The following is a 22,796-nucleotide window of genomic DNA, read 5'->3' as shown; positions in this document are numbered from 1 at the left end:
ATAATCATGGAATTCGAAGAAGGCGACAGGATAAAGGTCAAAAAGGACGGAGTGGAGTATGAGGGCATAGTCATGCCAGGTACAACTCAGCATATCGTCCTTAAAATGAAGAGCGGTTATAATGCAGGCATAGATCCAGAAAATGCAGAAATCACCCTTCTGGAAAAAAAGGTGCTGAAGGAAGCTCCCTCTCCGGTAACTGTCGGAAAACCTCCGGTGGCAGGTCCGGCTTTACCAAAGGTTTCCATCCTGTCCACGGGCGGCACCATTGCAAGTAAGATCGACTACAGGACTGGTGCTGTAACAGCCAGTTTCTCTGCAGACGATATACTCAGGGCCATGCCGGAACTCAGGACAATAGCCGACTTCAGCGGCAAGGCCATATACAATATCCTGTCCGAGAACATGAGGGCGGAATACTGGCAGGAACTCGCACGGGAAATTGCAAGGGAGATTGAAAAAGGCGCCGACGGAGTAATTGTGGCCCATGGTACTGACACGATGATGTATACAGCTGCAGCAATCGCTTTTATGATCGAGACGCCTGTACCGATAGTTTTTGTAGGCTCACAGCGCAGTGCAGACAGGCCAAGCAGTGACAATGCAATGAATGCGATATGTGCTGCACTTGTTGCCGTTAGTGATATCGCTGAAGTCACTGTTGTGATGCATAGTGAAGAATCAGATAGCAGTTGTGCTATTCACCGCGGTACGAAAGTCCGGAAGATGCACACGTCCAGAAGGGATGCCTTCAGATCCATCAATGGAGAGCCTATAGGCTATGTAGACTACAAGGCCATGCAACTGACAATATCAGGTGATCATGTAAAAAGAGGAGCACAGGGACTGAAACTTAAAGAGGCCATTGATCCCAAATGCGCGCTTGTTAAGTTCACTCCCGGTGCAAGCCCCGATATACTCTCCTATTATGTGGATACGGGTTACCATGGTATAGTCATTGAAGGAACAGGCCTTGGACATGTTTCAACTGAGTGGATCCTGCAGATAGAGAGAGCTGTAGGTTCCGGCATGCCTGTAGTTATCACATCCCAATGTCTTCATGGCAGGGTGTGTGACAGGGTATATGATACAGGAAGGGACATGCTCAGGGCTGGCGCCATAGAAGGTGAGGATATGCTTTCGGAAGTTGCGCTTGTTAAGCTGATGTGGGCCCTGGGACAGTCCGATGACCCTGATGTGATTGCCGATATTATGAAAAAGAACACTGCAGGCGAGATATCCGGAAGAAGTATCGTGGAATCTTGTTAATTCTAGCGAAAGCCTGACACGGGTAGGACCGTTAATAATTAGGTTTATAGCAAAGTAATAACTATTGGTGCCAGAGTATTTGATTCAGCTTATATTCACAAGGGCAGATCGCTCATAATGAATTGCTTATAGGTATTTATATTTCAGATCAGGTGAAGGTATGTTATTAAAAGATCTCAGAACACATTACACATCTAAGATCGATCCGGCGGAAATGGCTGATAAGAAAGTCTCCATCGCTGGCTGGGTTCACGAGGTTCGCGACCTCGGAGGTATTTGTTTCGTTGTGTTAAGGGACCGTGAAGGACGGGGCCAGATCACACTTGTAAAGAAAAAGACCGATCCGGAACTGCTGGATACGGCAAGGGGTCTTATGCGAGAGTCCATTGTTTCTGTGACGGGTACCGTCAAGCCGGAAGCAAAGGCACCTAATGGCTACGAGATCATCCCTGAAAAGATAACCCTGCTCAACGAAGCGGACTCCCCTCTTCCAATGGACACTACGGGAAAGGTTGATGCTGACCTGGATACCCGTCTGGACTCAAGGTTCATGGACCTGAGAAGAGAAAGGACCACAGCTGTTTTCACTATCAGGCATGAAGTACTAAAGGCTGTCAGAGATTTCCTCTCAGCAGACGGTTTTTTGGAAACCTCTACTCCCAAGGTAGTGGCAACGGCAACAGAGGGCGGAACATCACTCTTCCCGATCACTTACTTTGACAGGGAAGCCTTCCTGAACCAGAGCCCGCAGCTCTTCAAGCAGATGCTGATGTCCGGCGGACTGGACAGGGTGTTCGAGATAGGCCCCATCTTCAGGGCAGAGGAGCATGATACCCGCAGGCACCTCAACGAAGCAACATCCATTGATATTGAAGCAAGCTTTTGCGATCATTTTGACGTAATGGAGATACTGGAGAACATGGTCGCTTATGTTTATGAACAGGTTGTCAGCAACTGCTCAAAACAACTGGAAGCTCTAGGTGTCGAACTGAATGTTCCGCAGACCCCCTTCATGAAGATAACCTATGATGAGGCTCTCACTATCGTTAACTCTTATGGCGAAGAGTCCCTGAAATGGGGTGACGACCTCAGCACTCTGTCCGAACACACAATTGGTAACCATGTATTCACAGAAACTGGCCAGTCACATTATTTCATCATAGACTGGCCCACCGAGGTAAAACCTTTCTACGCAAAGCCTTACGAGGACAAGCCTGAGATTTCCAAATCCTTCGATATGATGCACAGGACAATGGAGCTATCATCCGGCGCACAACGTATCCATGACCCGCAGCAACTCAGGGAGCGTATAGAATCCCAGGGACTTAATCCGGAAGGTTTTGACTTCTACCTGAGGGCTTTCAGGTATGGTATGCCTCCACATGGTGGATGGGGTATCGGATGTGACCGGCTGGTCATGACAATGCTGGGTGTTGAGAACATCCGTGATGTTGTGCTCTTCCCCAGAGACAGGCGAAGATTGTCCCCGTGATGCCGGAGTGATATCCATGAAGGAAAGGAACACTGGCGGGGAAAACCCCGGAAAGAAGGCTGCAGGAATTGCAGCCGCCGACCTTGTGAGCGACGGGATGGTCGTGGGCCTTGGTACAGGCTCCACCACAGCTTACACAATAGCAGAACTTGGAAGAAGGGTGGGTGAGGGACTGAATATCATTGCGGTGGTAACATCCTATCAATCTGAAATGCTTGCGATAGAGGCAGGCATCACTCTTACAACTCTTGCCGAGCATCCTGTGCTGGATATTGCTATCGATGGTGCTGACCAGGTGGATGCATCCCTTTTCACTATAAAGGGTGGTGGAGCTGCTCATACTCGTGAGAAGGTCGTCTCACGGTCTGCAAAACGCTTTGTTATAGTTGCCGATGAGTCCAAGATAAGTGAAAAACTGGGACACTACGTACCAATTGAAGTTCTGCCCTATGCGAGGGAACTGGTAGCAAAACAGATAAAGGAGCTGGGTGGCAAGCCTGAGCTTCGTATGGCTGCAAGAAAGGATGGTCCTGTTGTAACAGACAACGGGAACTTCGTCATTGACGCAAGTTTTGGCACTATCAGTGACCCAAAGCAGATGTCAGCGATACTTTCACAGCTCACCGGTGTTGTTGAGCACGGGATATTCACCAATGTGGATGAAGTCTACATCGGTAAAAAAGACGGTTCTGTAGAAGTAATAAGATCTTAAGAGGATGGTCCTGATCCGAAGATCAGGACATTTTCTCATTTTCAAAAGGACAGGCACATATTTCAAATAGTGCATCCTCTCCTGTACGTGAGCCTCGTGTTATAAGAAGGTCGCCTGCCTCGATGACTGTTCGTTTATTGGGACGGTACACCCATTTATCTCCTCTTTTAATGGCCATTACATACATCCCTGTTTCTGTCTCGACCTTGAGCTGGCCAAATGTCTTTCCTACTATGGGTGAACAGCTCTGGACAACAAGCTTTGTGATGACCTCATCCGATTGCCTGATGGCAAGGGTAACGACCGGATGCAGTTCAATATCTCTCAGGACAGTATCTGCTATCATATATGCGGCGTCAGATATTGATTCAGTTGCATGGGCCAGATGCAGGAGCCCTCTGAGCTGATTAACGTCAGGAACATGTTTAGCTGTTTCCAGTACCCAATGCTGGAGCTCATTCTTCATGGCATCGAGCTCTCCTTCAAGTGCCTTGACTTCACGTGCAATGTCCTTGTTATCAAACAAAAGTGCAGAGTAGGCGAGACCTACCGAGAGTTCGCTCATGTTCTTCATCTCGACGATTATATCCACTGCCCTTTCCAGGTCTATAAGGAATCGTTCATGCTGCACTTCCCTTGGTAAATATTTCTGGTTGGTGGCCTGTTCCATGAATATAGGAACGCCTTCATCATGCCCGCGTGCAAATAGCACATCATCTTCACGTATTCTGGTGGCGTGATTGGGATCGTATATCCACTCGTCCTGGCGACGGATGGCAATTATCCACATGCCTGTTTCTGTGTCGAGCTCGATGTCCTCAAGGGTCCTGCCTGCAATGGGTGAGTCCTCGCTGACAGTCGCTCTTGCAATAGTCTCCTCTGCTTCCCGGAGTGCCAGTTTCAGTTCCATGGGTATTCCCATTTCCAGCAGGACTATCTTTGCAATGTCGCCTGCAGCATTGGAGATATTTCCGGATGCACGTGCAACCTGGAGCACACCTGACATCTCCTCTGCCTCCTCCACCCGCCTTGCACTTAACATGGCAGCGATCTTCATGTGATAGTCGAGTGTGTCCAGTTTCTCTTCAAGGTTGAGGACCTCTTCCGCGATATCCTCATCGTCATACACCATTGCAGAATAAGCAAGATCCACCATCAGTTCGGATGTGTTCTTCATCTCTATAAGGAGATCCTTGAGATTGCGTGGGATATACTTTATTACCTTAGGGCTCATAATTTTTCTACCGGCTGTTATTACTATTTCTCATGTACTTTTAGTGTTTTTAAATCTTTGCTAGATGAATCCTAACAGATTCATTGTCATAAATATGCCGACAACACCTATCAGGTCTCCAAGCGTCGCTATAAGGGGGATGACGGTGTCGTCAGGGTCGGCGCCGAGGCGATGTGATACAAAGGCTACCGTGACAGTCGATGAGAACACGATGATGAGTTCAAAGGTGCCTGCTATGAGGCATAACATCATCAGGGTTCCAAGATCCAATCCTATCCCGAGTATCGCCCCTGTCATCCATACTACTACTGCCAGGAAGGTAAAAGCGCACTCGCCCACTATAAAAGCTGCAATCACGCTATTACGTACGACCGGACTATGGCGCAGGCTGCCTCCAAGACCCATGTGCAGGGCAGATGAAAGGCGTGCTCCCAGCATGCTGCCGGTATCACCGCCTATTTTAATAAGTGCAGGTATGAGAAGCAGTATTATTGGCATTGCTATAAGGTTCTCTATCCGCAGGTTGAGCAGCTGTCCGGTGAGTATGCCTATGATCGAAGTGAAGAGGATTATTGGAAAGCTCCTTCCTACTATCCCTCTCACAGTATAGTATGTCACAGTGCAAGCACCATCCTTGCGGCTATGAATATCATCAGCATGGAAACGATATCCCCTATAGTGGCAATAGCAGGCGTAACAACGTTATCAGGATCGAATCCGAACCTGAACATTCCAAGGGCAAGAAGAACCGCCACAAAGGACAGGATAATACCTGAAGAAACACCGGCAATTACTGCAATAAGAGTCAATGTCAGTATACCGGCGCTCTGCAACCCGAATGCGATGGTTATATAGTGTCCCATTATGCCAAGTATGAAGGACATTATGGCACTGAGGAGCAGAGAACCTGATACGCTGTTGATGAGTTCGGGATTCCGTTCTATTTTAGTGATAAGGCCCATATGGATGGCACTGCCAAGCCTGGATCCCAGGGTGGATGAGATATTTCCTCTCATTCCAAGCACTGCCGGAGCTATCACTATAAGTCCGGGTATCATCTGCAGTTCATCGGTCATTCCTGAAAGGATAATGCCTGAGGTAACTCCCCCGAATGTCGCTATGAGCTGAAAGGGCAGAGCTTCGCGTACTATTGACCTGACACTTGCAAAATCGCCAAGATACTCTTCGACAAATTCATTATCATCATTTTCCTCATGACCTGCATGGGAAGGCATAGATGCCTAATACGTTTCGCTCTTATATATAGATACGTCGATTAATATTTTTAACCTAATAATAGCGCATAGCCTGCTTCACGCATATTCCGGGTAGCTTCAGGGATGCGTTCGAATCGTTCAAACTCGCTAACAGCGAACTTGCAAACAATATAATCACCAGGGGCATGGAATTGGAATCCGTGATAGGGACCTTCAGGGAAGGTGCAGACATGGTGACAATTTTCCCAATGGAGCTAATGCTTGACAGTTGTTGCAGTACAAGGGGCCATGTATCAAAGATTGCGAGGCTATCCACCGAGCTATCATATCTGTGATTTGTCTCCTCTATCTATTTATCTCCCCTGCTTATTTGCCTCCCTCGCCTGATTGTCTCCTCTAGTTATTTTTCTCTCTTATCCTCTCGGAGTTTCGTTCATCGGTGTGGGTGCATATCTTTTTTAATATATACTACACTTACAGTTCAAAGATGAATGCCGGGATGCCAAAACAAACCCAGAGTACTAAAGAAGTGTCCCGGAAAAGGAAGATACCATGCTAAAACATATCGTTATGTGGAAACTGAAAGACTATGCGGAAGGAAAAAGCAAAGATGAGAATGCAGCCGTAATGAAAGAGATGCTTGAGTCCCTGCCGGGAAAGATACCTGAGATCCTGTTGCTGGAAGTCGGGCACAATATGAAACCCTCGGATGCCGCATTCGATATCGTGCTCTACTCAGAGTTCAGAGACGAAGCGGCACTGTCCGTTTATCAGGGTGACCCGGAGCATTTGAAAGTTGCTGAATTTGTGGCAAAGATCCGGGAAGAGCGGGTTGTTGTAGATTATCTGGTATAAGAGGACAGTTCACACATGACATTCATATGTAAGCGCCCGGGCTGTTTGTGTTTTTGCAGGGTGGTCCTGTCATGAAAATTTCTGTTATACTGGGTCATCCTTATGATAAAAGCCTCAATCACGCTATTGCATCTGAGGCAGTTGATACTCTAAATGAGAACGGGCATGATGTCCGTTTCCATGATCTCTACATGGAGGATTTTGATCCTGTTATCCGGGATGAGGAACTTATCACAGACCGATCGGAGGATGTACTCGTGCGGACCCACTGCTCAGAGATCAGGGACGCCGATGGCATAATCATCATCCATCCGAACTGGTGGGGACAGCCCCCGGCTATCCTTAAGGGCTGGGTGGACCGGGTACTCCGGGAAAAGGTGGCATATAGGTTCGATGAAAATAATGATGGCTCCGGCCTTCCGATAGGTCTTTTAAAGGCAAAAGCAGCTATCGTGTTCAATACCTCCAACACTCCCGGGGAAAGGGAGAACACTGTCTTCGGGGACCCGCTCGAGAAGATATGGAGAAACTGCATCTTTGATTTCTGCGGCGTGAGGAACTACAGCCGCAGGATGTTCAGGACGATAGCCGGGAGCACTCAGGAGCAAAGAGAGGCATGGCTCCGGGAAGTCCGTGATACGGTAGATATGTGTTTCCCGCAAAATAGTTACTAATTAGATGACCTATAAGAAGTCCGGTTACTGAGCCTGTTTCCGTCTATTTCATCCCTCTTTCTGCCATTGCCGTCAATGGAATGGATGCAGTCACAGGATCCCCCTGAATCAAAGTCACAGTCAGTTGACCAAAAAGTAATATATACAACTAGTTACATTAAGGAGTTGCTCGTAAGTTTCCTGTTGCGGGCATTGAATTTGCACACATTGGGCTCGTGGTCTAGCCGGTTATGACATCGCCTTTACACGGCGGGGGTCAGGAGTTCGAATCTCCTCGGGCCCACCATGTTCAAATACTTCTTCTGATTTTAAGTACTTAAAAAGTTCCTTTTCGTCATTGCAACATGATAGTTCAGATTATGCTTCCTCTGAATTGCAATTATTTACTGTGTCAGTTGATACTGGTTTTTGTAGTGGGGAATAGGAGTGCCTATCTGAGGCGGGGTTTAAATCAAAGTTATTTCTATGATCAATAATCAATTGTTTCTCAAACCAATTGGTATTATAAATGTGAACGTACTTCCCTTACCAACTTCACTTTCAACATGTATCTCTCCTGAATGCATCTCTACATAGTACTTAACAATTGCAAGTCCTAATCCAGTTCCTCCGTGAGTGCGGTTTGCAGATGAATTAACTTGCTTAAATGGCTCAAATATAGCTTTTTGCTCTTCTAGTGGAATGCCAATACCATTATCTGATATAGAGATCTGAACAGTTCCAGTCATTATTTTAGAATCAAACCATACTTTGCCGTTTTTCGGTGTAAATTTGATTGCGTTGCTAAGAAGATTAAATATTATTTGTTTGATCTTCATCTTGTCTGCATTTATTTCCAGCCTTTCAAATGCACTGCTGACTTCAAAACCAATATTCTTCTCTTTTACCAGAGGTTCCGTTAATACTATTATTTCATTCATTACTTCTTTGATATCAATTATCTCAGGTGCATATTCCATATTGCCAGATTCTATTTTTGAAATATCAAGAATATCATTGATTAAGTCTAACAGATGAGTGCCACTATTCAGTATATTAGAGATATAACGTATTTGTTTTTCATTCAGATCTCCAACCACTTTTTCATTCAGTATCTGGGAAAAACCAAGGATTGAATTGAGCGGTGTACGAAGTTCATGGCTCATGTTCGCAATGAACTCTGATTTTATCTTATTAGATTCTTCAGCCAAGGCCTTGGCTTGAAGAAGTGCCATTTCAGCTTGTTTACGTTCAGTGATGTCAGTCATGAACAGAGTAAGTCCGATAACACTTCCTTTATCACCTTCAAGAGGACTGTACACATTCTCATACCATTTTCTTTCGAGTAAAGAATCACCGTACTTTTCAACAATCGTGAAGGCTTCTCCTGCAAGTACTCTGTCAAAATTCACTTTTGCCTTTTCCGCATCTGCAGGGTTTTTAGTGTAATCAAGCATATTGACACCAATTTCTATTCTGGCATCCCATATATGATCCATTGTCATCTGGTGATTTTTATTGAAGGCAATGTACCGATAATCTTCGTCAAGAGCAAATATGACAACATCTTTAGGGCTTTCAATGACCTTTTGCAGTATATTGTGTGCCTGCCTATATTTCGATTCGGTTCTTTTCAGTGATTCTTCTGCTTTTTTACGTTCTGTAATATCAAGAACAAAACCATCTATTAAAAAGTGATTATCATCTGATTTTGATTTTACATTTGTTCTTGCATTGATCATTAACCAGGCATGTTTGCCATCTGCACGTAAAGCCTCAAATTCAAAATCCTCAACATGACCTTCTTTTGCAAGTACATTGATAAGCTCGTCACGACGTTCCGGATTAGCATATAATTGTTCCCCTACATTATGCATGTATTCGAGAGATTCTTCTTTACTCTCTCTGCCTACGATCCGTACCATCTCAGGATTTGCCTGAAGAGCTTTTCCATCAGAATTAGTACGGAAGATCCCAACAGGGACATTGTCTATGAATTCCTGGAGCTTTTCTTCATTCTCTTTCACAGCATCCAGTACCTGATTGAAACCCCTGGGTATCGCCTCGAAATCAATACCTACATCAACATTTGCTCTCCTGTCCAGTTTACCCTGAAGAGTAGCGTTGGTTATATCGTCAAATTCAGTAACTATTTTTTGAATTCCACCGGAAATAGATCTGCTTAGAAGGAATGCAGCTAAAACACCAAGAATCACAAAGACTAAAACAGCTATTATTAAACTGTTCCTGATTGCCAGTAGAGGACCTGCAAACTCTTCATAATAAGTATTTGATATTATATACCAATCGTTTGGCTCATAGTACGTGTAGCCTGCAATCTTTTCACGACCCTCCCACTCGTAAGCAATAATACCTTCTTTGTTATTGATGATCTCTTTTGCAAACTCATGCTCGTAGACATTCTCACCTTCCATATTAGGGTGAATAACAAGATTTCCTTCAGAGTCCATTATATAGATATATCCAGTCTCACCTACAACAATTTCACTCATATGTGTCTTTATTGTATTGACGAATGGATCTTCAAGAACACCAACGTAAAGAATACCTATGATCTCACCAGAACTATTTCTGATCGGTTCGTATGCGGTCAGATACCAGGCATTGACCACCCATGCCCTTCCGTAGAACGTTTCACCTTTGTTGACAACTGTATCATACACTGGTTGCGACACGGTAGTACCGACTGCTCTTTCTCCCTCATCGGTGATGACGTTAGTAGAGATCCTTACAGCCTCTTCATCCAGTACCTGAAATACAGTAGCAGTCCCTCCTACCATATTCTTGACATTATCGACGATCTCAAAATTATTATTGACGACATAATCTTCTCCTAGTACCATTTGTCTATCAACAATTTCAGGATTACCGTTAGAGTAAAAAACAGCCCTTGCAACTCCCAGGTCACTATTTACTTTGTCTTGTGCAAGGGAAAATGTAGACTTTATATAAACCTTTTCAAGAAACATTTGGTCATTCAAATACTCTTCTAATTGAGACCAGGTACCAGCTTCTGTTTGCCCGAAGCATGAAAACCAACAATCGTTACGGGCAATATAGTTAATAATAAAGATACTACCAATATTTTATGGCTAATGCTTATTTTTTTTAGATCCATCTGGCAGACCCCGGATATAGATGAAACAATTCCGCCTGAATATACATGCCCTTATAGGATTTAGAAGGACTGCTATATAAATACCACTTATAATATACAATTATTATTATACGTAAAATTATATGCACCATAAGTTAATTACAATCCTTGGTAAAACACACAAGCAATTTTACAACCATGTGCCAAACTGCCTTTTTACCAATTTTGTCTATGTAATTCAAATGAGGATTTCTACAGAGACCTTATTTGAATATTCGTATTTTTGTCCGAAAATTCATTTCGTTGTCCGATAAAATCCTCCTTTTCGAACAAAGCGCTAATTGAGGTATATTTATATATTATAAAATAGGTAGTAGGATTCTGGTTACTTTAAATTAGTAATTCAATTGAATCATCAGATAAGGGCAATTGAATACCAAAAGAACAAAAAATCGCAGGGATACAGGCAGAAGGATAATTATGACAGATTCAGTATCGAATGCAATAAACATCTATATTCCAAGAGCTCACAGCCTCAGAACCGTCCAGTTCTATTTCTGGCTGGGCATTATATCAGCTATCCTGGTCAGGATGGTAATTATCGCGGACCACTACAACGGGCTCCTGTCAAAAGCTTTCTTTTATCTGGGTGTCATTGGCTACTTTGCATTCTTCGCTCACAGGTATCATATTGCAACTCGGCGTGTAGGTGTCCTGAATGATCTGGAACTGCTCCGGAAGGTGGAAGAAAGAAGGCCCTTAAACGAAACCGATTACGAAGGGCTCGAGTATATCGTAAGGAGCATCTCGCTATCAAAGGAACGCCTGAACTACCTCGTGATAATTGTGTTCTCGCTGATAGCTATATTCCTTTCCCTGACGCTGGATTTTGGTATAATAGCATACTTGTGATAATCCTACTATAAACGATTGAAGAATGTTGAACAAAGAAAGCTGAACAAAGGTGAATAATGTGGATCATGTAAAGGAAAAGATCATTGACAGGACAAAAAATGCGGCCATATATCTAAGTGAGAGCGCGGTTGAAGAAATAGCACTCGAGGCCATCAAAGCAGGTGTGGACTCGTGCAGCTTATAGAGCATGGCTTCATCGAAGGCATGAGATTCTTTGGTGACCTTTTTGAAGAGGGCAGGTGCCAGTTGCCCCAAATGTTTGCAGCATCCCGGATCGTTGAGTCAGGGATCTCTGCGTTCACATCGCTACCGGCAGGTTCAAAAAATGGGATGTGCTGTTTTGGCAACATTGTAGCTGAAGTGTGACTTCCAATAAACTCTCCATCCAGAGGTTTCGCTAAAATGCGAAACCTCCCTCCTTCTATATCAAATATTCTTTTCTAATGGTTTCTGTTTAGAGAACCTCACCCTTTTAATGACCAGACATTGATCCCCCGACAGTGCCAGAAAGGGATCGTGGGTGCTGATCAGGACCATCTTGGTATTACTTACCAAAAGCTCCAGAGACCTGGCCTTGTCGGCTCCGGCGTTCATAAGGGCTGTATGCAGGCAAAGTTATATATTCCTGTAGATTTTATGGGCGTTCAATCATAAATCTGCGGAAGATAGGGCCGTGAAGACATTATCCGGCTTTGAAGATTGCTGTTGCAGCATTACAGATAACGGAAACAAGATCCGTTTAAATAACCATTTATATTATTCGTGTTAATTACCATAGGTGACATTCATGGAAGGTATTCTTGCTAATGACCCCTTCGGGGCTAAACAGACTCTTGACCTTGGCGGTAAAAAAATAACTCTCTACCGCCTGAAAAAACTGGAAGAACTTGGTGTTGTTAACCTTTCAGGCTTGCCATACTCTATCAGGGTCCTGCTTGAAGCGGTCCTGAGGAACATTGACGGAGAGGTCATTACCGGAGATGACGTCAAAAACCTTGCAAAATGGAGCCCTGACTCTGCTCCGGAATCCGATATTCCTTTTGTTCCCTCAAGAGTGATACTCCAGGACTTTACAGGTGTGCCCGCAGTTGTTGATATTGCTGCCATAAGGTCGGCCATGCAGAGACTTGGGGGAGATCCGAAGAAGATCAATCCTGTTATACCCGCTGATCTTGTTATCGACCACTCCATCCAGGTGGACTACTACGGCACCTCCTATGCGCTTCACTGCAACGAGAAGTACGAATTCCACAGGAACAAGGAGCGCTACGAAGTGCTTCACTGGGCGCAGAAAGCTTTTGACAACATGAGAGTTGTCCCTCCGGCAAGCGGTATCATCCACCAGGTCAATCTTGAGTACCTGGCTCCTCTGGTGCATGTTGTGGAGAAAGGCTCCGAAGTGATCGCCTATCCTGACACCCTTGTGGGCACTGACTCCCACACCACCATGATAAACGGACTTGGTGTGCTGGGCTGGGGAGTAGGCGGTATTGAGGCCGAAGCAGTCATGCTCGGACAGCCTTACTACATGCCTGTGCCCGAGGTCGTCGGGTTCAGGCTTACCGGAGAGCTCATGGAAGGTGTCAATTCCACAGACTTGGTACTGACTGTTGTGCAGATGCTCAGGAAACATGGTGTTGTGGGCAAATTCGTAGAATTCTTCGGCCCCGGATACAGGACACTTGACCTGGCTGACAGGGCAATACTTGCCAACATGGCTCCTGAATACGGTGCGACCATGGGTTTCTGTCCTGTGGATGAGAGGACACTCGATTACATGCTCCAGACAGGCAGAACCGGGGAGCACATCAATCTTGTCAGGGAATACTGCAAGGAGCAGGGCCTTTTCATGACAGAGGACTCTCCTGAGCCGGCTTTCAGCTCCACCCTTGAACTTGACATGAGCACTGTCTCACCCTGCCTTGCAGGGCCTAAGAGACCCCAGGACCACATTGCCATACAGGATATGTCAACTGCATTCCATCAGACCATGAAGGAAGCCTTTGAAGCAAAGAACAGCAAGACTCCAAATGGGGAAGATTACAGCCGCTGGCTGGGGGAAGGCGGCTATAGCATTGCTGCAGCACCACACCACACCGGCATCGCTAAAGTCAAGTGTGCGGATGATATGAACGTCTCACATGGCTCAGTGGTCATCGCCTCTATAACATCCTGTACCAACACCTCCAATCCTTCGCTTATGATGGAGGCAGGACTTCTCGCAAAGAATGCAGTGGAACGCGGGCTTAAGGTCAAGCCATTCGTGAAGACCAGCCTGGCGCCGGGATCACGTGTCATTACTGATTATCTCACAAAGGCAGGCCTCATGCCATATATGGAGGCGCTTGGCTTCCACGTTGTAGGCTATGGATGCCTCACTTGTATCGGTAACAGCGGTCCTCTCAATGAGGCCGTTTCAAAGGAGATCGAGAAAAAGGACCTCACCGTTGCAGCAGTGCTTAGCGGTAACAGGAATTTCGAAGGCAGGATCAATGCCCAGGTCAAAGCCAACTACCTTGCATCGCCTATGCTCGTAGTTGCCTATGCGCTGGCAGGAACTGTAGATATCGATCTTACTACAGAGCCTATCGCATGTGATCCTAACGGGCAGCCTGTATACCTGAAGGACATCTGGCCCGGGAAAGAAATAATAGACAATTATACAAAGGACTTTATCACTCCGGAGATGTTCGAAAAGGAATATTCCAATGTTTTCAAGGGAACATCGCTCTGGAGAGAGCTCAATGCTCCTTCCGGACTGCTATATGATTGGGACAAGGACTCTACTTACATACAGGAGCCGCCATTCTTCAAGGACTTCCCGCCTGTAGCAGCCCCGCTAGCTGACATAAAGAATGCGCACGTCCTTGTAATGGTAGGTGACAGCATCACTACTGATCATATTTCTCCTGCAGGCTCCATACGTACCAACTATCCGGCAGGCCAGTACCTTCTCTCCAGGGGAGTCGATGAAAAGAACTTCAACTCTTACGGATCCAGACGTGGAAATCATGAAGTCATGATGAGGGGGACATTTGGGAATGTGCGCCTGAAGAACAAGCTCACTCCTGCAAAAGAAGGTTCCTGGACTCTCTATCACCCCACAGGTGAGGAGATGTATATTTATCCGGCAGCAATGAAATATGTAGAATCCCACACTCCGCTTATCATCCTTGCCGGAAAGGAGTATGGAACCGGCAGTTCCCGGGACTGGGCCGCAAAAGGCACACAGCTGCTGGGTGTAAAAGCAGTCATTGCAGAGTCGTTTGAAAGGATACACCGCAGCAACCTTGTTGGTATGGGTGTGCTGCCACTCAGGTTCAGGGACGGAGAGACTGCTGAAAGCCTGGGACTGACAGGCAGGGAAACCTTTGATATCCAGGGAATCGACAGGTTGAAACCATTTGGCGAGCTCTGCGTCACAGCCATAGGTAGCGAAGGTCAGAAACAGTTCAATGTAATCGTAATGCTGAACTCTGCTATTGAGATAGAATATTACAGGAACGGTGGAATATTGCATAAGTTCCTGAGGGATAGGATTAAAGGGGAATAATCCTCTTTACCTATTAATCACATTTAATCACACATACTTAATGTGTTTTACTCATTCATTGAATAATGTCCGGTCAATTTGAGACGGACTTTTAGTGACTCTATAACTGTATGTCCAATCCATTATGGACATCTTTCTACCAAAACGTAGATTTCCTGCGTAGGGGGCACTTATATGCAAGATACGAAAAAAGGACTTGAAGATGTTTTAGCTCTGGATACCAGCATATGTTCTATCGATGGTAGACAGGGAATTTTGAAATACAGGGGGATCGAAGTTGAACAACTGGGACAGATGTCTTATGATGCAGTATCATACCTTCTGATACACGGAAAGGTTCCTGACCAGCGGGAGCTTGACAGCTATTCCAAAAAGCTCAGGAGTGAGCGATACATCAATAGTGATATACTGAATGTATTAAACGTCTGTAACTATGGTTCAGAAGCCCTGGACTCATTGAGGACGGCTGTCTGCTGCTCTGCTCATATGGATACGGAAAAAGATGACAGCTCAATGGAAGCAAACATGAGCAAGTCCATCAGACTGGTGGCAAAGTTCCCGACCCTTGTTGCATCAGTACACCGGTACAAGACCGGACAGCTTCCGATAGCTCCGGATGAGAATCTTTCCCATGGTGCCAATTTCCTATACATGCTAAAAGGAAAAGTGCCTACTGAACTCGAAGCTGATGCTATTGAAAAGGATTTTATCCTGAGTGCGGAACATGAACTGAACCCATCTACTTTCTCCCTGAGAATTACAGCTTCAACGATGGCAGATATCTATTCCGCAGTGATAACAGGCCTGTGTACACTTAAAGGACCTCTTCATGGCGGTGCCCGTAAAGGTGTAATGAACATGCTTGATGAAGTGTCCCACCCGGAAAATGCTGAAAAGTATGTGCTTGATAAGTTATCACACAGACAAAAAGTGATGGGATTTGGTCACAGGGTGTATAAAACCTGTGATCCCAGGGCAAAACTGTTCAAGGATATTGCAAGAAGGCTCGCAGATGAACAGGGAGATAGTCATTGGTATGATGTGGCTGAGACACTGGAGCATACTATGTATCGCGAGTTCATGGCAACCAAAGGAAAACCTATCTTTCCGAATGTGGATTTCTACTCTGCGGTAGTGTATAAGTACCTTGATATCCCGCCAGAACTTGCAACATCCGTGTTTGCAACAGGAAGAGTATCGGGATGGGTGTCCCATTACTTTGAGCAATATGCCAATAACAGGGTGATAAGGCCAAGAGCAAACTATATTTAAAGTTCAGGTCTTTTCATTTTCCTTCTTCAGTGCACGGTTCATGCTTTCAAATCCCTGCTTTATCTCATCCCCTATCATATGAAGAATAAGAGGTACAAGCACTCCCTTGAATCGTTCACACTGTATAAGGCGTGATCTGCTCTCATCAAGCTCCTCTATCCTGAAAGCGTGTTCGCCATCAAATAAACCTTTCACCCACATGCTGCCAGACCAGCGAAATTCGCGGACTGGTTCAACCTTTACCATAGTTGGCTTCATGGTTATTGCTTTGTGCCCTGGCAGCTGAAGGAGAACCTCTAGCTGTGCGCCGGTTTCAAGCTTTCCTTTTTTGACCCGTATAAAAGGGTTCCAATTATCAAAACTCTCAAAATCAGTCAGAATGCCCCACACCTTCTCGGCAGGCGCATCAATAATGATGTCTGTGCATATCTTTTGCATCTCGAAATGAACCTCCCTTAAAAAAGGGAATATTAAAAACTCTGCTTGTTAAAAGCATTGATATACTCTTTCATATTTATACTTTGACTTTTATGCGAGCATCTTTGCTCATTTCTTCAAAAATTGAAGATATCTCACAAACGCCTTCTTATTTCCTCAGCCAGATTCCCGACCGGTATCAAGGTAGCGACCAGGTTAACAAGCCACCCTATTACCGGAATGGCACTTACCAGCAGCAGTACGAAGAGCCCGAATACAAGTTCCACCCACGGTCTCTGCATTTTTCCCATTTTAGCGAACATCCACTTTCCAAGCCAGAGCCCTGTAATTATCCTCACTACATAAAGCAGGATGATGGTCAATATCAGTATTATCAATCCAAAAGGTATCCCTATGATCGTGAGCATTAGTAACAGAGAGATGGCGAAAGCTGCTATCACTATCATTAACCCTGCCAGGAAAGCTTTTCCCGGATTTTCTGATGTTCTTCGTGCCAGGCGCTGCATCCTGTCAGGCCAGACTGCCAGGGCCACAAGACCGATAACAACAAGAGCAAGATAACTGAATATCCACCAGAGGACCACAATAATTCCAACTTCCCCGCTCCTGTCGGCCATCATGTTGTAATAGACCTCTCCTCCGACCGTTCCGTCGGGAATTTCAATCCTTTCGGGAGCAGTGTATCGAAGATCGCCTTCTATTCTTGCATCCGGCAGCACTGCAAGGTTCCCAGACTGAATTTCAGCATCCCCGCCAACATGACCTCCAAATACCATGGTGCCAGATGAACCTGCTAGGTCCCATGTGACATTCCCAAGCATTTCCATCTGGCCAGCTGAGAACGCAAGCACTCCGCCCACAAGTGCTTCCCTGCCAATGACCGTATCGCCGGTGAATAGGGCAAGGTCGCTTTCCACATCCCCGTTGAAGGTCAGGTTGCCTGCTGCGACTCTTATATCGTCGCCGACACTCCCGGTTATAACAACCTCACCGGCTGCAACAGTGAGATCTTCTGTGATATTGCCGCTGACCTCTACTCTTCCCCCGGCTATCACGACGTCACCGACAACTGTCCCGCTTATCAGGACATTACCTCCGGCTATATAGACATCATCCTCTATCACATCATCTATTACAACAGTTCCACCGTTCCTTGCTGTCAGGGCGGATGCTGTCCCACTTAATATGAGAATCAGCAGCAATGCTGCCATGAAAACCGCAGATCTGCTTTTCATATGAACCCCTATTACCCTGAAAATACTATGGTACATGAGGTTAAATTCTTTGCTAACGTATCATGAAAAGAATGGCCGCAATATACTACTTCTTCTTCCAAAAAAGACGATAGCTGCAACCGAATCCGTAACTATAGAATCATTTATCACTTGTCATGGCGTTTAAGAGCACGGTAACTATGGGCAAAAAGAAAATGATACAAGAAAAGAACAAAAAAATAAAATGGATTCCTTTAGTGTCAATCGTATTAGTTGCATCTTTTATATTCCTGGCAGGATGCTTGGACAATGAGCCAGGGAATGCGGATGCGGATAATGGCGAGTTGATACCTGGTGCAGTTATGGAAATTTCCCAGGACACATTTAGCATGTCCGATCTTATCGAATTCGATATAAGGAACACAGGTAACACTAATCTCATGTTCGGCCGTACTTTCGATATTGAATTCTACAATGCTAGCAGTGCAGCCTGGGAACCTGTAGAGATGGACATGGTCGTGACAATGGATATGATCATCCTGACACCCGGGGAAGTATTCACTCAGGGGTTCACTCCTGAAGAAGTCTTTGTGAATGAAATAGAAGAGGGGCAATACAGGATTAAGAAAGTCGTGTCAGTTGTTGAAACCGATGAAAGTATGGAACTGGAAGAGACTTTCATGATAGAAGCAAGGTTCTGAATAAACAGGATTATAGCCTGATAGATAAATAGAATTTCAATTATAAAAATTAGTTCTAAATTTAATTTTAAAGTTAATTGCCCCTTCCTAAAGGAAGGGGGATTGAATATCCTTCATATTTTCCGCAATTTACATCACAGACAAATTTACCTGCACCGAATATTCAGTTTTTGAATGCTAGCGCCTTTGTAGGACAGGCTGCAACACATCTGCCACACTTTATGCAATCCGGTTTGTGCTCGTTGTTATGCACTTCAAGTTGCATGGGGCACTTCTTATCACATTTGTTGCAGTCAATACATTTTGAGTTATCTACATGCAATCTGTACTTGTGACCGCCGATGATGTTCTGCATGGTTCCCATGGGACAGAAGGTGCACCATGTACGCGGACTGAAACTGACACCTACAATGAGTGCTATTGTAGTGGTTATCAGACACATGACCACAAAGACCATTCCGATTTGGTTTATGATCCCCTGTGTTGATATGAGCCTGTAGCCCATGAATCCCATCATAAGCGCAAGGATTGGAACCCTCACCCAGAAGCTCCGGAGGGATTTTGGTATTTTCCGGCTTCTGGATATCCTACTTACCCAGAAGTCATTGAAACTTCCTCTGGGGCAGAGATTCCCGCAAAACCACCTTCCCCTGAAGATACTGGTGATCATAAGTGTGGCAAAGACCAGCAACAGGAAATAGCCAAGCAATGGGAACCAGAGTCCTGCGATGGATACTATAAGGACAAAAATGCCCAGGTATGGAGTTATTTTAAGCATGATTACACTCTTGATTTAAGATTTTGAATAGGATGTTTTGAGTATGATAATTTTATTCTGTGTACCTGTACTACATGATCACTTCTTTTCGTGCTTTTCTTCAGCCCAGGCCTGCAGTTCAGTATCGACCCTGTTCACCCAGCTGTTGACAACCTGCATTATGAGTTCCCTTATCTCCTTTTTGCTACGAATCTTGTAGACAAAGAAGTATCCTCCGCCATCCATATTGTTCTGGGAGCGGATGAGGATGTTACGTTCATATAGTTTCTTTACACTTCTCTGGACCGTTGAAAGGTTAAGTCCCAGATCCTCTGCAATATGCTCGGTGTTGAGCCAATCCTGACCGAACTGGAGAAAGTGTCTCAGAACCTCAAGGTCAGCTTTTGTCAGGTTCAAACCGCATTTGATGACAGCTTCTATCTTAAACTCCTTACAGGCAAAGTCGATCATATAATACCTCTGTTTTGTAACAGTACTGTATTAAATCAGCAGCCTATATAAATAGTTCCAAGTACTGCGTCAGAGTTCAAGAACCAGAAGTACTGTTTCCCCTACAAAAATGAAAGAAAAAAGTAGATTCAGATGTAGCCGCCGATGAGTCTGTTGATCTCATCACTGCCTATTATGCCCAGTATCTTCCTGTTTCCGTCAACCACCGGCAAAGCAGAGATATTCATCTTTTGCATCTTCTTTGCTGCGCTCTCGATTGTCTCTTCAGGACTTGCGGTTATGACCTCTCTGGTCATGATGTGCTCGGGGGAAGTATATTTCAAGGCAACGGCTTTGGATATATCCCATGAGGTGACTATCCCGGCAAGTTCGCCATTCTGGGAAGTCACTGGCAGGTGGGTTATTTCTTCCCTGCACATCACCCGGGCGGTCTCTTCAATGCTTATCCCTTCCCTGATAGAGACAATATCCTTTTTCATGATATCTGCAACCGTCACGTGAGACAGGAAATTGGTCAGAAGGTAATTCAACTGCCCGGTCTCCAGGAGAAATGCATCATGCCCGTAGTTGGATTCGATCTCCCTGTAAATGGCTTCCTTGTCGTTGGCGCTCAGCGCGGCTACGATCTCCCTGGAGTGGTAAGGCGGATACAGCCAGTCCGAACTGACTCCTATTATAAGGAACTTGGCCTGGACATCCTTTAAACCCTCCCTGAGCGAGCCGTTCCTGGTTAGGTCGAAATAGTCAAGTGCCTTGGTTATGTAGAGGTAGGTGTTGGCATCGAACCGCTTCGTAAAGGACTGGCCCTGATGATGGAGATAGCTCTCCACCTCGAAATCGAAAGCCAGGTCAAAATCATATTTATTCTTGCCCTGAAGCCTTCTTCCGAACTTATGCTGCATCGAATCATCACTTAGGTAGGTGATGTGGCCGATCATTCTGGCTAGTGCAAGACCATGGACCGGCGGGCTCTGGGAATAGTAATTCCCTTCACTCCAGTTAGGGTCCGAGATTATAGCTATCCTCCCTACCTCGTTGAAGGCTATCTGCTGGGGAGATGAATGTGAGGTTGTTGCTATGGCTATCGCCTTGCTCACGGAGTCCGGGTATGATACCGTCCACTGCAGCACCTGTACACCGCCCATGGAGCCCCCGATGACGGCAAATAGCTTTTTGATGGAAAAGTGGTCTGTGAGCGCTTTTTGTGCCTTAACCATATCACCTATGGTTATCACCGGAAAATCGATACTGTAGGGTTTGCCAGTGGCCGGGTTGATACTTGATGGCCCTGTGGAACCTTTGCATCCTCCCAGCACATTGGAGCATATCACAAAATACCTGTCAGTATCAAGCGCTTTGCCCGGTCCTATCATCGTATCCCACCATCCGGGTTTCGTGTCCCCGGCATGCCAGCCGGCTGCATGCGCATCCCCGCTGAGGGCATGGCACACCAATACCGCATTACTCCTGTCGGTGTTCAGGCTTCCGTAGGTCTCATATGCCAGCGTCACCGAAGACAGTTTCTTTCCACTTTCAAGCTGCAGGTCTTCTTGAAGGTGAAAATACTGAGTCTCAACAATTCCCAATGATTCGTTCTTCATGTTACAGACCTCTTCAGCGCCTGGTCTATATCTGCGATCAGGTCCCTGACATCCTCAAGTCCTACTGAGATTCTGATAAAATCATCGGTCACACCTGTAGCTTTTCTTTCCTCAGCGGTCAGTTGCTGATGAGTAGTGGATGCAGGATGGATGACCAGGGTCTTTGCATCCCCGATATTTGCTAGATGGGAGAGCAGCTCCACGCTGTCAATGAACTTCCTGCCGGCTTCAAGTCCTCCCTTTATACCGAATCCCAGGATAGCTCCGTATTTTCCATGGAGGTACTTTCCTGCGAGCCCGTGGCTTGGATGGTCCGAAAGGCCGGGGTAATTGACCCATTCCACAAGCGGATGCGCTCTGAGAAACTCTGCGACCTGAAGGGCATTGGTACTGTGCCTTTCCACTCTCAGGGGCAGTGTCTCAAGACCTTGGAGGAGAAGGAAGGCGCTGAAAGGGCTCAGGGCCGGTCCCAGGTCACGCAGCAGGTGTACCCTGAGCTTGATGATGAAAGCTATGTTGCCAAGTTCAGGAAAATTTCCGAAGGTCTCCCAGTATCTCAGGCCATGATAGCTTGGGTCAGGCTCTGTCAGTCCCGGGAATTTTCCGTTATCCCAGTTGAACTTCCCGGAGTCCACGATGACACCTCCGATGGTCGTCCCATGTCCTCCAAGGAACTTGGTGGCAGAGAGCACAACTATGTCAGCCCCAAAGTCAATAGGTCTTGTAATGCCTATGCCCACGGTGTTGTCCACAATGAGCGGCACCCCTGCCTCATGTGCTATCCTTGCTATCGCTTCAAGGTCAGGTATGTCAAGTTTGGGATTACCGATGATCTCCGCATACACGGCCTTTGTCTTCTCGTTGATGGCCGTGCGGAACTCTTCTGGTTTTGTGGAATCAACGAACCTGACCTTCCTGCCGAGGTTGGGCAGGGTATTGTTGAATAACTGGTAAGTGCCACCGTACAGGTTGTTGGCTGAGACAATCTCGTCTCCTGGTCCGGTCACCCCGAGGATGGCCAGGGTTATCGCAGACATGCCCGAGGCTACAGCAAGCCCTCCGGTGCCGCCTTCGATTGCTGCGACCCTTTTTTCAAGGACATCGGTGGTAGGATTCATCAGCCTGGTATAGATGTTGCCAAATTCCTTAAGCTCGAAAAGGCTGGCTGCATGCTCTGCATCCTTGAAGACATAAGCTGCTGTCTGATATATCGGCACTGCCCTTGAACCTGTTGTAGGGTCAGGGACCTGCCCTGCGTGAAGGGCAAGGGTATTGAATCCATATTCCTTGTTATCCATTTACTGTTCCTCTGTGTGTATGCCTT

23 protein-coding genes and 1 tRNA gene are annotated in these 22,796 nt (G+C 45.8%); 13 read left to right on the top strand and 11 right to left on the bottom strand.

Annotation, left to right across the window (positions count from 1 at the left end; translation table 11 throughout):
- The first annotated feature begins 6 nt into the window (after positions 1 to 6).
- The 3 genes from gatD (at position 7) to rpiA (ending at position 3,473) form a co-directional block, all read left to right on the top strand.
- Positions 7 to 1,269, top strand: a complete 1,263-nt coding sequence (gene gatD, locus QZZ22_RS07875) for a Glu-tRNA(Gln) amidotransferase subunit GatD (RefSeq protein ID WP_292463885.1) — start codon at positions 7 to 9, stop codon at positions 1,267 to 1,269.
- A 160-nt stretch (positions 1,270 to 1,429) separates the two neighbouring features.
- Positions 1,430 to 2,761, top strand: coding sequence for an aspartate--tRNA(Asn) ligase (aspS, locus tag QZZ22_RS07870; protein WP_292463884.1), 1,332 nt, complete (start codon positions 1,430 to 1,432; stop codon positions 2,759 to 2,761).
- A gap of 16 nt (positions 2,762 to 2,777) precedes the next feature.
- Positions 2,778 to 3,473: a ribose-5-phosphate isomerase RpiA gene (gene rpiA, locus QZZ22_RS07865; protein ID WP_292463883.1), complete on the top strand. Its 696-nt coding sequence runs from the start codon at positions 2,778 to 2,780 to the stop codon at positions 3,471 to 3,473.
- A gap of 22 nt (positions 3,474 to 3,495) precedes the next feature.
- On the opposite strand, the gene QZZ22_RS07860 is transcribed toward rpiA, so the two are convergent.
- The 3 genes from QZZ22_RS07860 to QZZ22_RS07850 are packed head-to-tail and all read right to left on the bottom strand — an operon-like array spanning position 3,496 to position 5,942.
- A complete protein-coding gene (locus tag QZZ22_RS07860; protein ID WP_292463882.1) occupies positions 3,496 to 4,707 on the bottom strand; it encodes a potassium channel family protein in 1,212 nt (403 codons plus the stop codon).
- 60 nt (positions 4,708 to 4,767) lie between these two features.
- Positions 4,768 to 5,325 carry a magnesium transporter gene (locus QZZ22_RS07855; protein WP_292463881.1) on the bottom strand — a complete coding sequence of 186 codons (558 nt, stop codon included), beginning with the start codon at positions 5,323 to 5,325 and terminating at the stop codon, positions 4,768 to 4,770.
- Positions 5,322 to 5,942 (bottom strand): magnesium transporter, encoded by a 621-nt coding sequence (locus tag QZZ22_RS07850; RefSeq protein WP_292463880.1) that lies wholly within the window; start codon positions 5,940 to 5,942, stop codon positions 5,322 to 5,324. Before QZZ22_RS07850 ends, QZZ22_RS07855 begins: the two co-directional genes overlap by 4 nt.
- 167 nt (positions 5,943 to 6,109) lie before the next feature.
- Between QZZ22_RS07850 and QZZ22_RS07845 the strand changes: the two genes are divergently transcribed.
- The 4 genes from QZZ22_RS07845 (at position 6,110) to QZZ22_RS07830 (ending at position 7,739) form a co-directional block, all read left to right on the top strand.
- Positions 6,110 to 6,259, top strand: coding sequence for a hypothetical protein (locus QZZ22_RS07845; protein ID WP_292463879.1), 150 nt, complete (start codon positions 6,110 to 6,112; stop codon positions 6,257 to 6,259).
- A gap of 217 nt (positions 6,260 to 6,476) precedes the next feature.
- On the top strand, positions 6,477 to 6,779 hold the full coding sequence (locus QZZ22_RS07840) for a Dabb family protein (protein WP_292463877.1): 303 nt from the start codon (positions 6,477 to 6,479) through the stop codon (positions 6,777 to 6,779).
- 71 nt (positions 6,780 to 6,850) lie between these two features.
- Entirely contained in the window at positions 6,851 to 7,453 is a 603-nt protein-coding gene (locus tag QZZ22_RS07835; RefSeq protein WP_292463876.1) for an NAD(P)H-dependent oxidoreductase, read from the top strand.
- Positions 7,454 to 7,662: 209 nt separating this feature from the next.
- Positions 7,663 to 7,739: transfer RNA gene (locus QZZ22_RS07830), tRNA-Val, on the top strand.
- 190 nt (positions 7,740 to 7,929) lie between these two features.
- On the opposite strand, the gene QZZ22_RS07825 is transcribed toward QZZ22_RS07830, so the two are convergent.
- On the bottom strand, positions 7,930 to 10,422 hold the full coding sequence (locus QZZ22_RS07825; RefSeq protein ID WP_292463875.1) for a Cache 3/Cache 2 fusion domain-containing protein: 2,493 nt from the start codon (positions 10,420 to 10,422) through the stop codon (positions 7,930 to 7,932).
- A gap of 608 nt (positions 10,423 to 11,030) precedes the next feature.
- On the opposite strand from QZZ22_RS07825, the gene QZZ22_RS07820 reads away from it, so the two are divergent.
- From QZZ22_RS07820 to QZZ22_RS07810, 3 genes are all read left to right on the top strand, one after another.
- Complete coding sequence (locus QZZ22_RS07820) at positions 11,031 to 11,462, top strand: hypothetical protein (RefSeq protein ID WP_292463874.1); 432 nt, start codon at positions 11,031 to 11,033, stop codon at positions 11,460 to 11,462.
- Between the two features lie 61 nt (positions 11,463 to 11,523).
- Positions 11,524 to 11,649: a hypothetical protein gene (locus tag QZZ22_RS07815; protein WP_292463872.1), complete on the top strand. Its 126-nt coding sequence runs from the start codon at positions 11,524 to 11,526 to the stop codon at positions 11,647 to 11,649.
- Complete coding sequence (locus QZZ22_RS07810; protein WP_292463871.1) at positions 11,637 to 11,831, top strand: B12-binding domain-containing protein; 195 nt, start codon at positions 11,637 to 11,639, stop codon at positions 11,829 to 11,831. Before QZZ22_RS07815 ends, QZZ22_RS07810 begins: the two co-directional genes overlap by 13 nt.
- 60 nt (positions 11,832 to 11,891) lie before the next feature.
- Here QZZ22_RS07810 and QZZ22_RS07805 read toward each other — a convergent pair whose 3' ends face one another.
- Positions 11,892 to 12,059, bottom strand: coding sequence for a hypothetical protein (locus QZZ22_RS07805; protein WP_292463870.1), 168 nt, complete (start codon positions 12,057 to 12,059; stop codon positions 11,892 to 11,894).
- Positions 12,060 to 12,252: 193 nt separating this feature from the next.
- Here QZZ22_RS07805 and acnA point away from each other — a divergent pair, with 193 nt between their 5' ends.
- The gene (gene acnA, locus QZZ22_RS07800; RefSeq protein WP_292463869.1) at positions 12,253 to 15,018 is read left to right on the top strand and encodes an aconitate hydratase AcnA; all 2,766 of its coding nucleotides are present in this window, start codon (positions 12,253 to 12,255) and stop codon (positions 15,016 to 15,018) included.
- A 174-nt stretch (positions 15,019 to 15,192) separates the two neighbouring features.
- Complete coding sequence (locus QZZ22_RS07795) at positions 15,193 to 16,290, top strand: citrate/2-methylcitrate synthase (RefSeq protein ID WP_292463868.1); 1,098 nt, start codon at positions 15,193 to 15,195, stop codon at positions 16,288 to 16,290.
- Positions 16,291 to 16,293: 3 nt separating this feature from the next.
- Here QZZ22_RS07795 and QZZ22_RS07790 read toward each other — a convergent pair whose 3' ends face one another.
- Positions 16,294 to 16,728: an SRPBCC domain-containing protein gene (locus QZZ22_RS07790; protein WP_292463867.1), complete on the bottom strand. Its 435-nt coding sequence runs from the start codon at positions 16,726 to 16,728 to the stop codon at positions 16,294 to 16,296.
- A gap of 134 nt (positions 16,729 to 16,862) precedes the next feature.
- A complete protein-coding gene (locus tag QZZ22_RS07785; RefSeq protein WP_292463866.1) occupies positions 16,863 to 17,963 on the bottom strand; it encodes a hypothetical protein in 1,101 nt (366 codons plus the stop codon).
- Between the two features lie 281 nt (positions 17,964 to 18,244).
- Between QZZ22_RS07785 and QZZ22_RS07780 the strand changes: the two genes are divergently transcribed.
- The gene (locus QZZ22_RS07780) at positions 18,245 to 18,643 is read left to right on the top strand and encodes an immunoglobulin-like domain-containing protein (RefSeq protein WP_292463865.1); all 399 of its coding nucleotides are present in this window, start codon (positions 18,245 to 18,247) and stop codon (positions 18,641 to 18,643) included.
- A gap of 163 nt (positions 18,644 to 18,806) precedes the next feature.
- On the opposite strand, the gene QZZ22_RS07775 is transcribed toward QZZ22_RS07780, so the two are convergent.
- The 4 genes from QZZ22_RS07775 to QZZ22_RS07760 form a co-directional block, all read right to left on the bottom strand.
- Positions 18,807 to 19,421, bottom strand: coding sequence for a 4Fe-4S binding protein (locus QZZ22_RS07775; RefSeq protein WP_292463864.1), 615 nt, complete (start codon positions 19,419 to 19,421; stop codon positions 18,807 to 18,809).
- Between the two features lie 78 nt (positions 19,422 to 19,499).
- Positions 19,500 to 19,871: a MarR family transcriptional regulator gene (locus QZZ22_RS07770; RefSeq protein ID WP_292463863.1), complete on the bottom strand. Its 372-nt coding sequence runs from the start codon at positions 19,869 to 19,871 to the stop codon at positions 19,500 to 19,502.
- 128 nt (positions 19,872 to 19,999) lie between these two features.
- Positions 20,000 to 21,472: a homoserine O-acetyltransferase gene (locus tag QZZ22_RS07765; protein WP_292463862.1), complete on the bottom strand. Its 1,473-nt coding sequence runs from the start codon at positions 21,470 to 21,472 to the stop codon at positions 20,000 to 20,002.
- Positions 21,469 to 22,770 (bottom strand): O-acetylhomoserine aminocarboxypropyltransferase/cysteine synthase family protein, encoded by a 1,302-nt coding sequence (locus QZZ22_RS07760; RefSeq protein WP_292463861.1) that lies wholly within the window; start codon positions 22,768 to 22,770, stop codon positions 21,469 to 21,471. The genes QZZ22_RS07765 and QZZ22_RS07760 overlap by 4 nt, the downstream gene beginning before the upstream one ends.
- Positions 22,771 to 22,796: the final 26 nt, after the last annotated feature.

The sequence above is a fragment of the Methanolobus sp. genome (assembly GCF_016278365.1).
GTDB lineage: Archaea > Halobacteriota > Methanosarcinia > Methanosarcinales > Methanosarcinaceae > Methanolobus.
This window is presented reverse-complemented; position numbering and strand designations above follow the sequence as displayed.

Coding starts and splice junctions, on each gene's coding strand:
- QZZ22_RS07775 (WP_292463864.1), bottom strand. CDS start 19,421: ATGCTTAAAATAACTCCATACCTGGGCATTTTTGTCCTTATAGTATCC.
- QZZ22_RS07835 (WP_292463876.1), top strand. CDS start 6,851: ATGAAAATTTCTGTTATACTGGGTCATCCTTATGATAAAAGCCTCAAT.
- QZZ22_RS07820 (WP_292463874.1), top strand. CDS start 11,031: ATGACAGATTCAGTATCGAATGCAATAAACATCTATATTCCAAGAGCT.
- acnA (WP_292463869.1), top strand. CDS start 12,253: ATGGAAGGTATTCTTGCTAATGACCCCTTCGGGGCTAAACAGACTCTT.
- QZZ22_RS07760 (WP_292463861.1), bottom strand. CDS start 22,770: ATGGATAACAAGGAATATGGATTCAATACCCTTGCCCTTCACGCAGGG.
- QZZ22_RS07850 (WP_292463880.1), bottom strand. CDS start 5,942: ATGCCTTCCCATGCAGGTCATGAGGAAAATGATGATAATGAATTTGTC.
- QZZ22_RS07860 (WP_292463882.1), bottom strand. CDS start 4,707: ATGAGCCCTAAGGTAATAAAGTATATCCCACGCAATCTCAAGGATCTC.
- rpiA (WP_292463883.1), top strand. CDS start 2,778: ATGAAGGAAAGGAACACTGGCGGGGAAAACCCCGGAAAGAAGGCTGCA.
- QZZ22_RS07840 (WP_292463877.1), top strand. CDS start 6,477: ATGCTAAAACATATCGTTATGTGGAAACTGAAAGACTATGCGGAAGGA.
- QZZ22_RS07770 (WP_292463863.1), bottom strand. CDS start 19,871: ATGATCGACTTTGCCTGTAAGGAGTTTAAGATAGAAGCTGTCATCAAA.
- aspS (WP_292463884.1), top strand. CDS start 1,430: ATGTTATTAAAAGATCTCAGAACACATTACACATCTAAGATCGATCCG.
- QZZ22_RS07805 (WP_292463870.1), bottom strand. CDS start 12,059: ATGAACGCCGGAGCCGACAAGGCCAGGTCTCTGGAGCTTTTGGTAAGT.
- QZZ22_RS07845 (WP_292463879.1), top strand. CDS start 6,110: ATGGAATTGGAATCCGTGATAGGGACCTTCAGGGAAGGTGCAGACATG.
- gatD (WP_292463885.1), top strand. CDS start 7: ATGGAATTCGAAGAAGGCGACAGGATAAAGGTCAAAAAGGACGGAGTG.
- QZZ22_RS07790 (WP_292463867.1), bottom strand. CDS start 16,728: ATGCAAAAGATATGCACAGACATCATTATTGATGCGCCTGCCGAGAAG.
- QZZ22_RS07795 (WP_292463868.1), top strand. CDS start 15,193: ATGCAAGATACGAAAAAAGGACTTGAAGATGTTTTAGCTCTGGATACC.
- QZZ22_RS07825 (WP_292463875.1), bottom strand. CDS start 10,422: ATGTTTCTTGAAAAGGTTTATATAAAGTCTACATTTTCCCTTGCACAA.
- QZZ22_RS07765 (WP_292463862.1), bottom strand. CDS start 21,472: ATGAAGAACGAATCATTGGGAATTGTTGAGACTCAGTATTTTCACCTT.
- QZZ22_RS07785 (WP_292463866.1), bottom strand. CDS start 17,963: ATGAAAAGCAGATCTGCGGTTTTCATGGCAGCATTGCTGCTGATTCTC.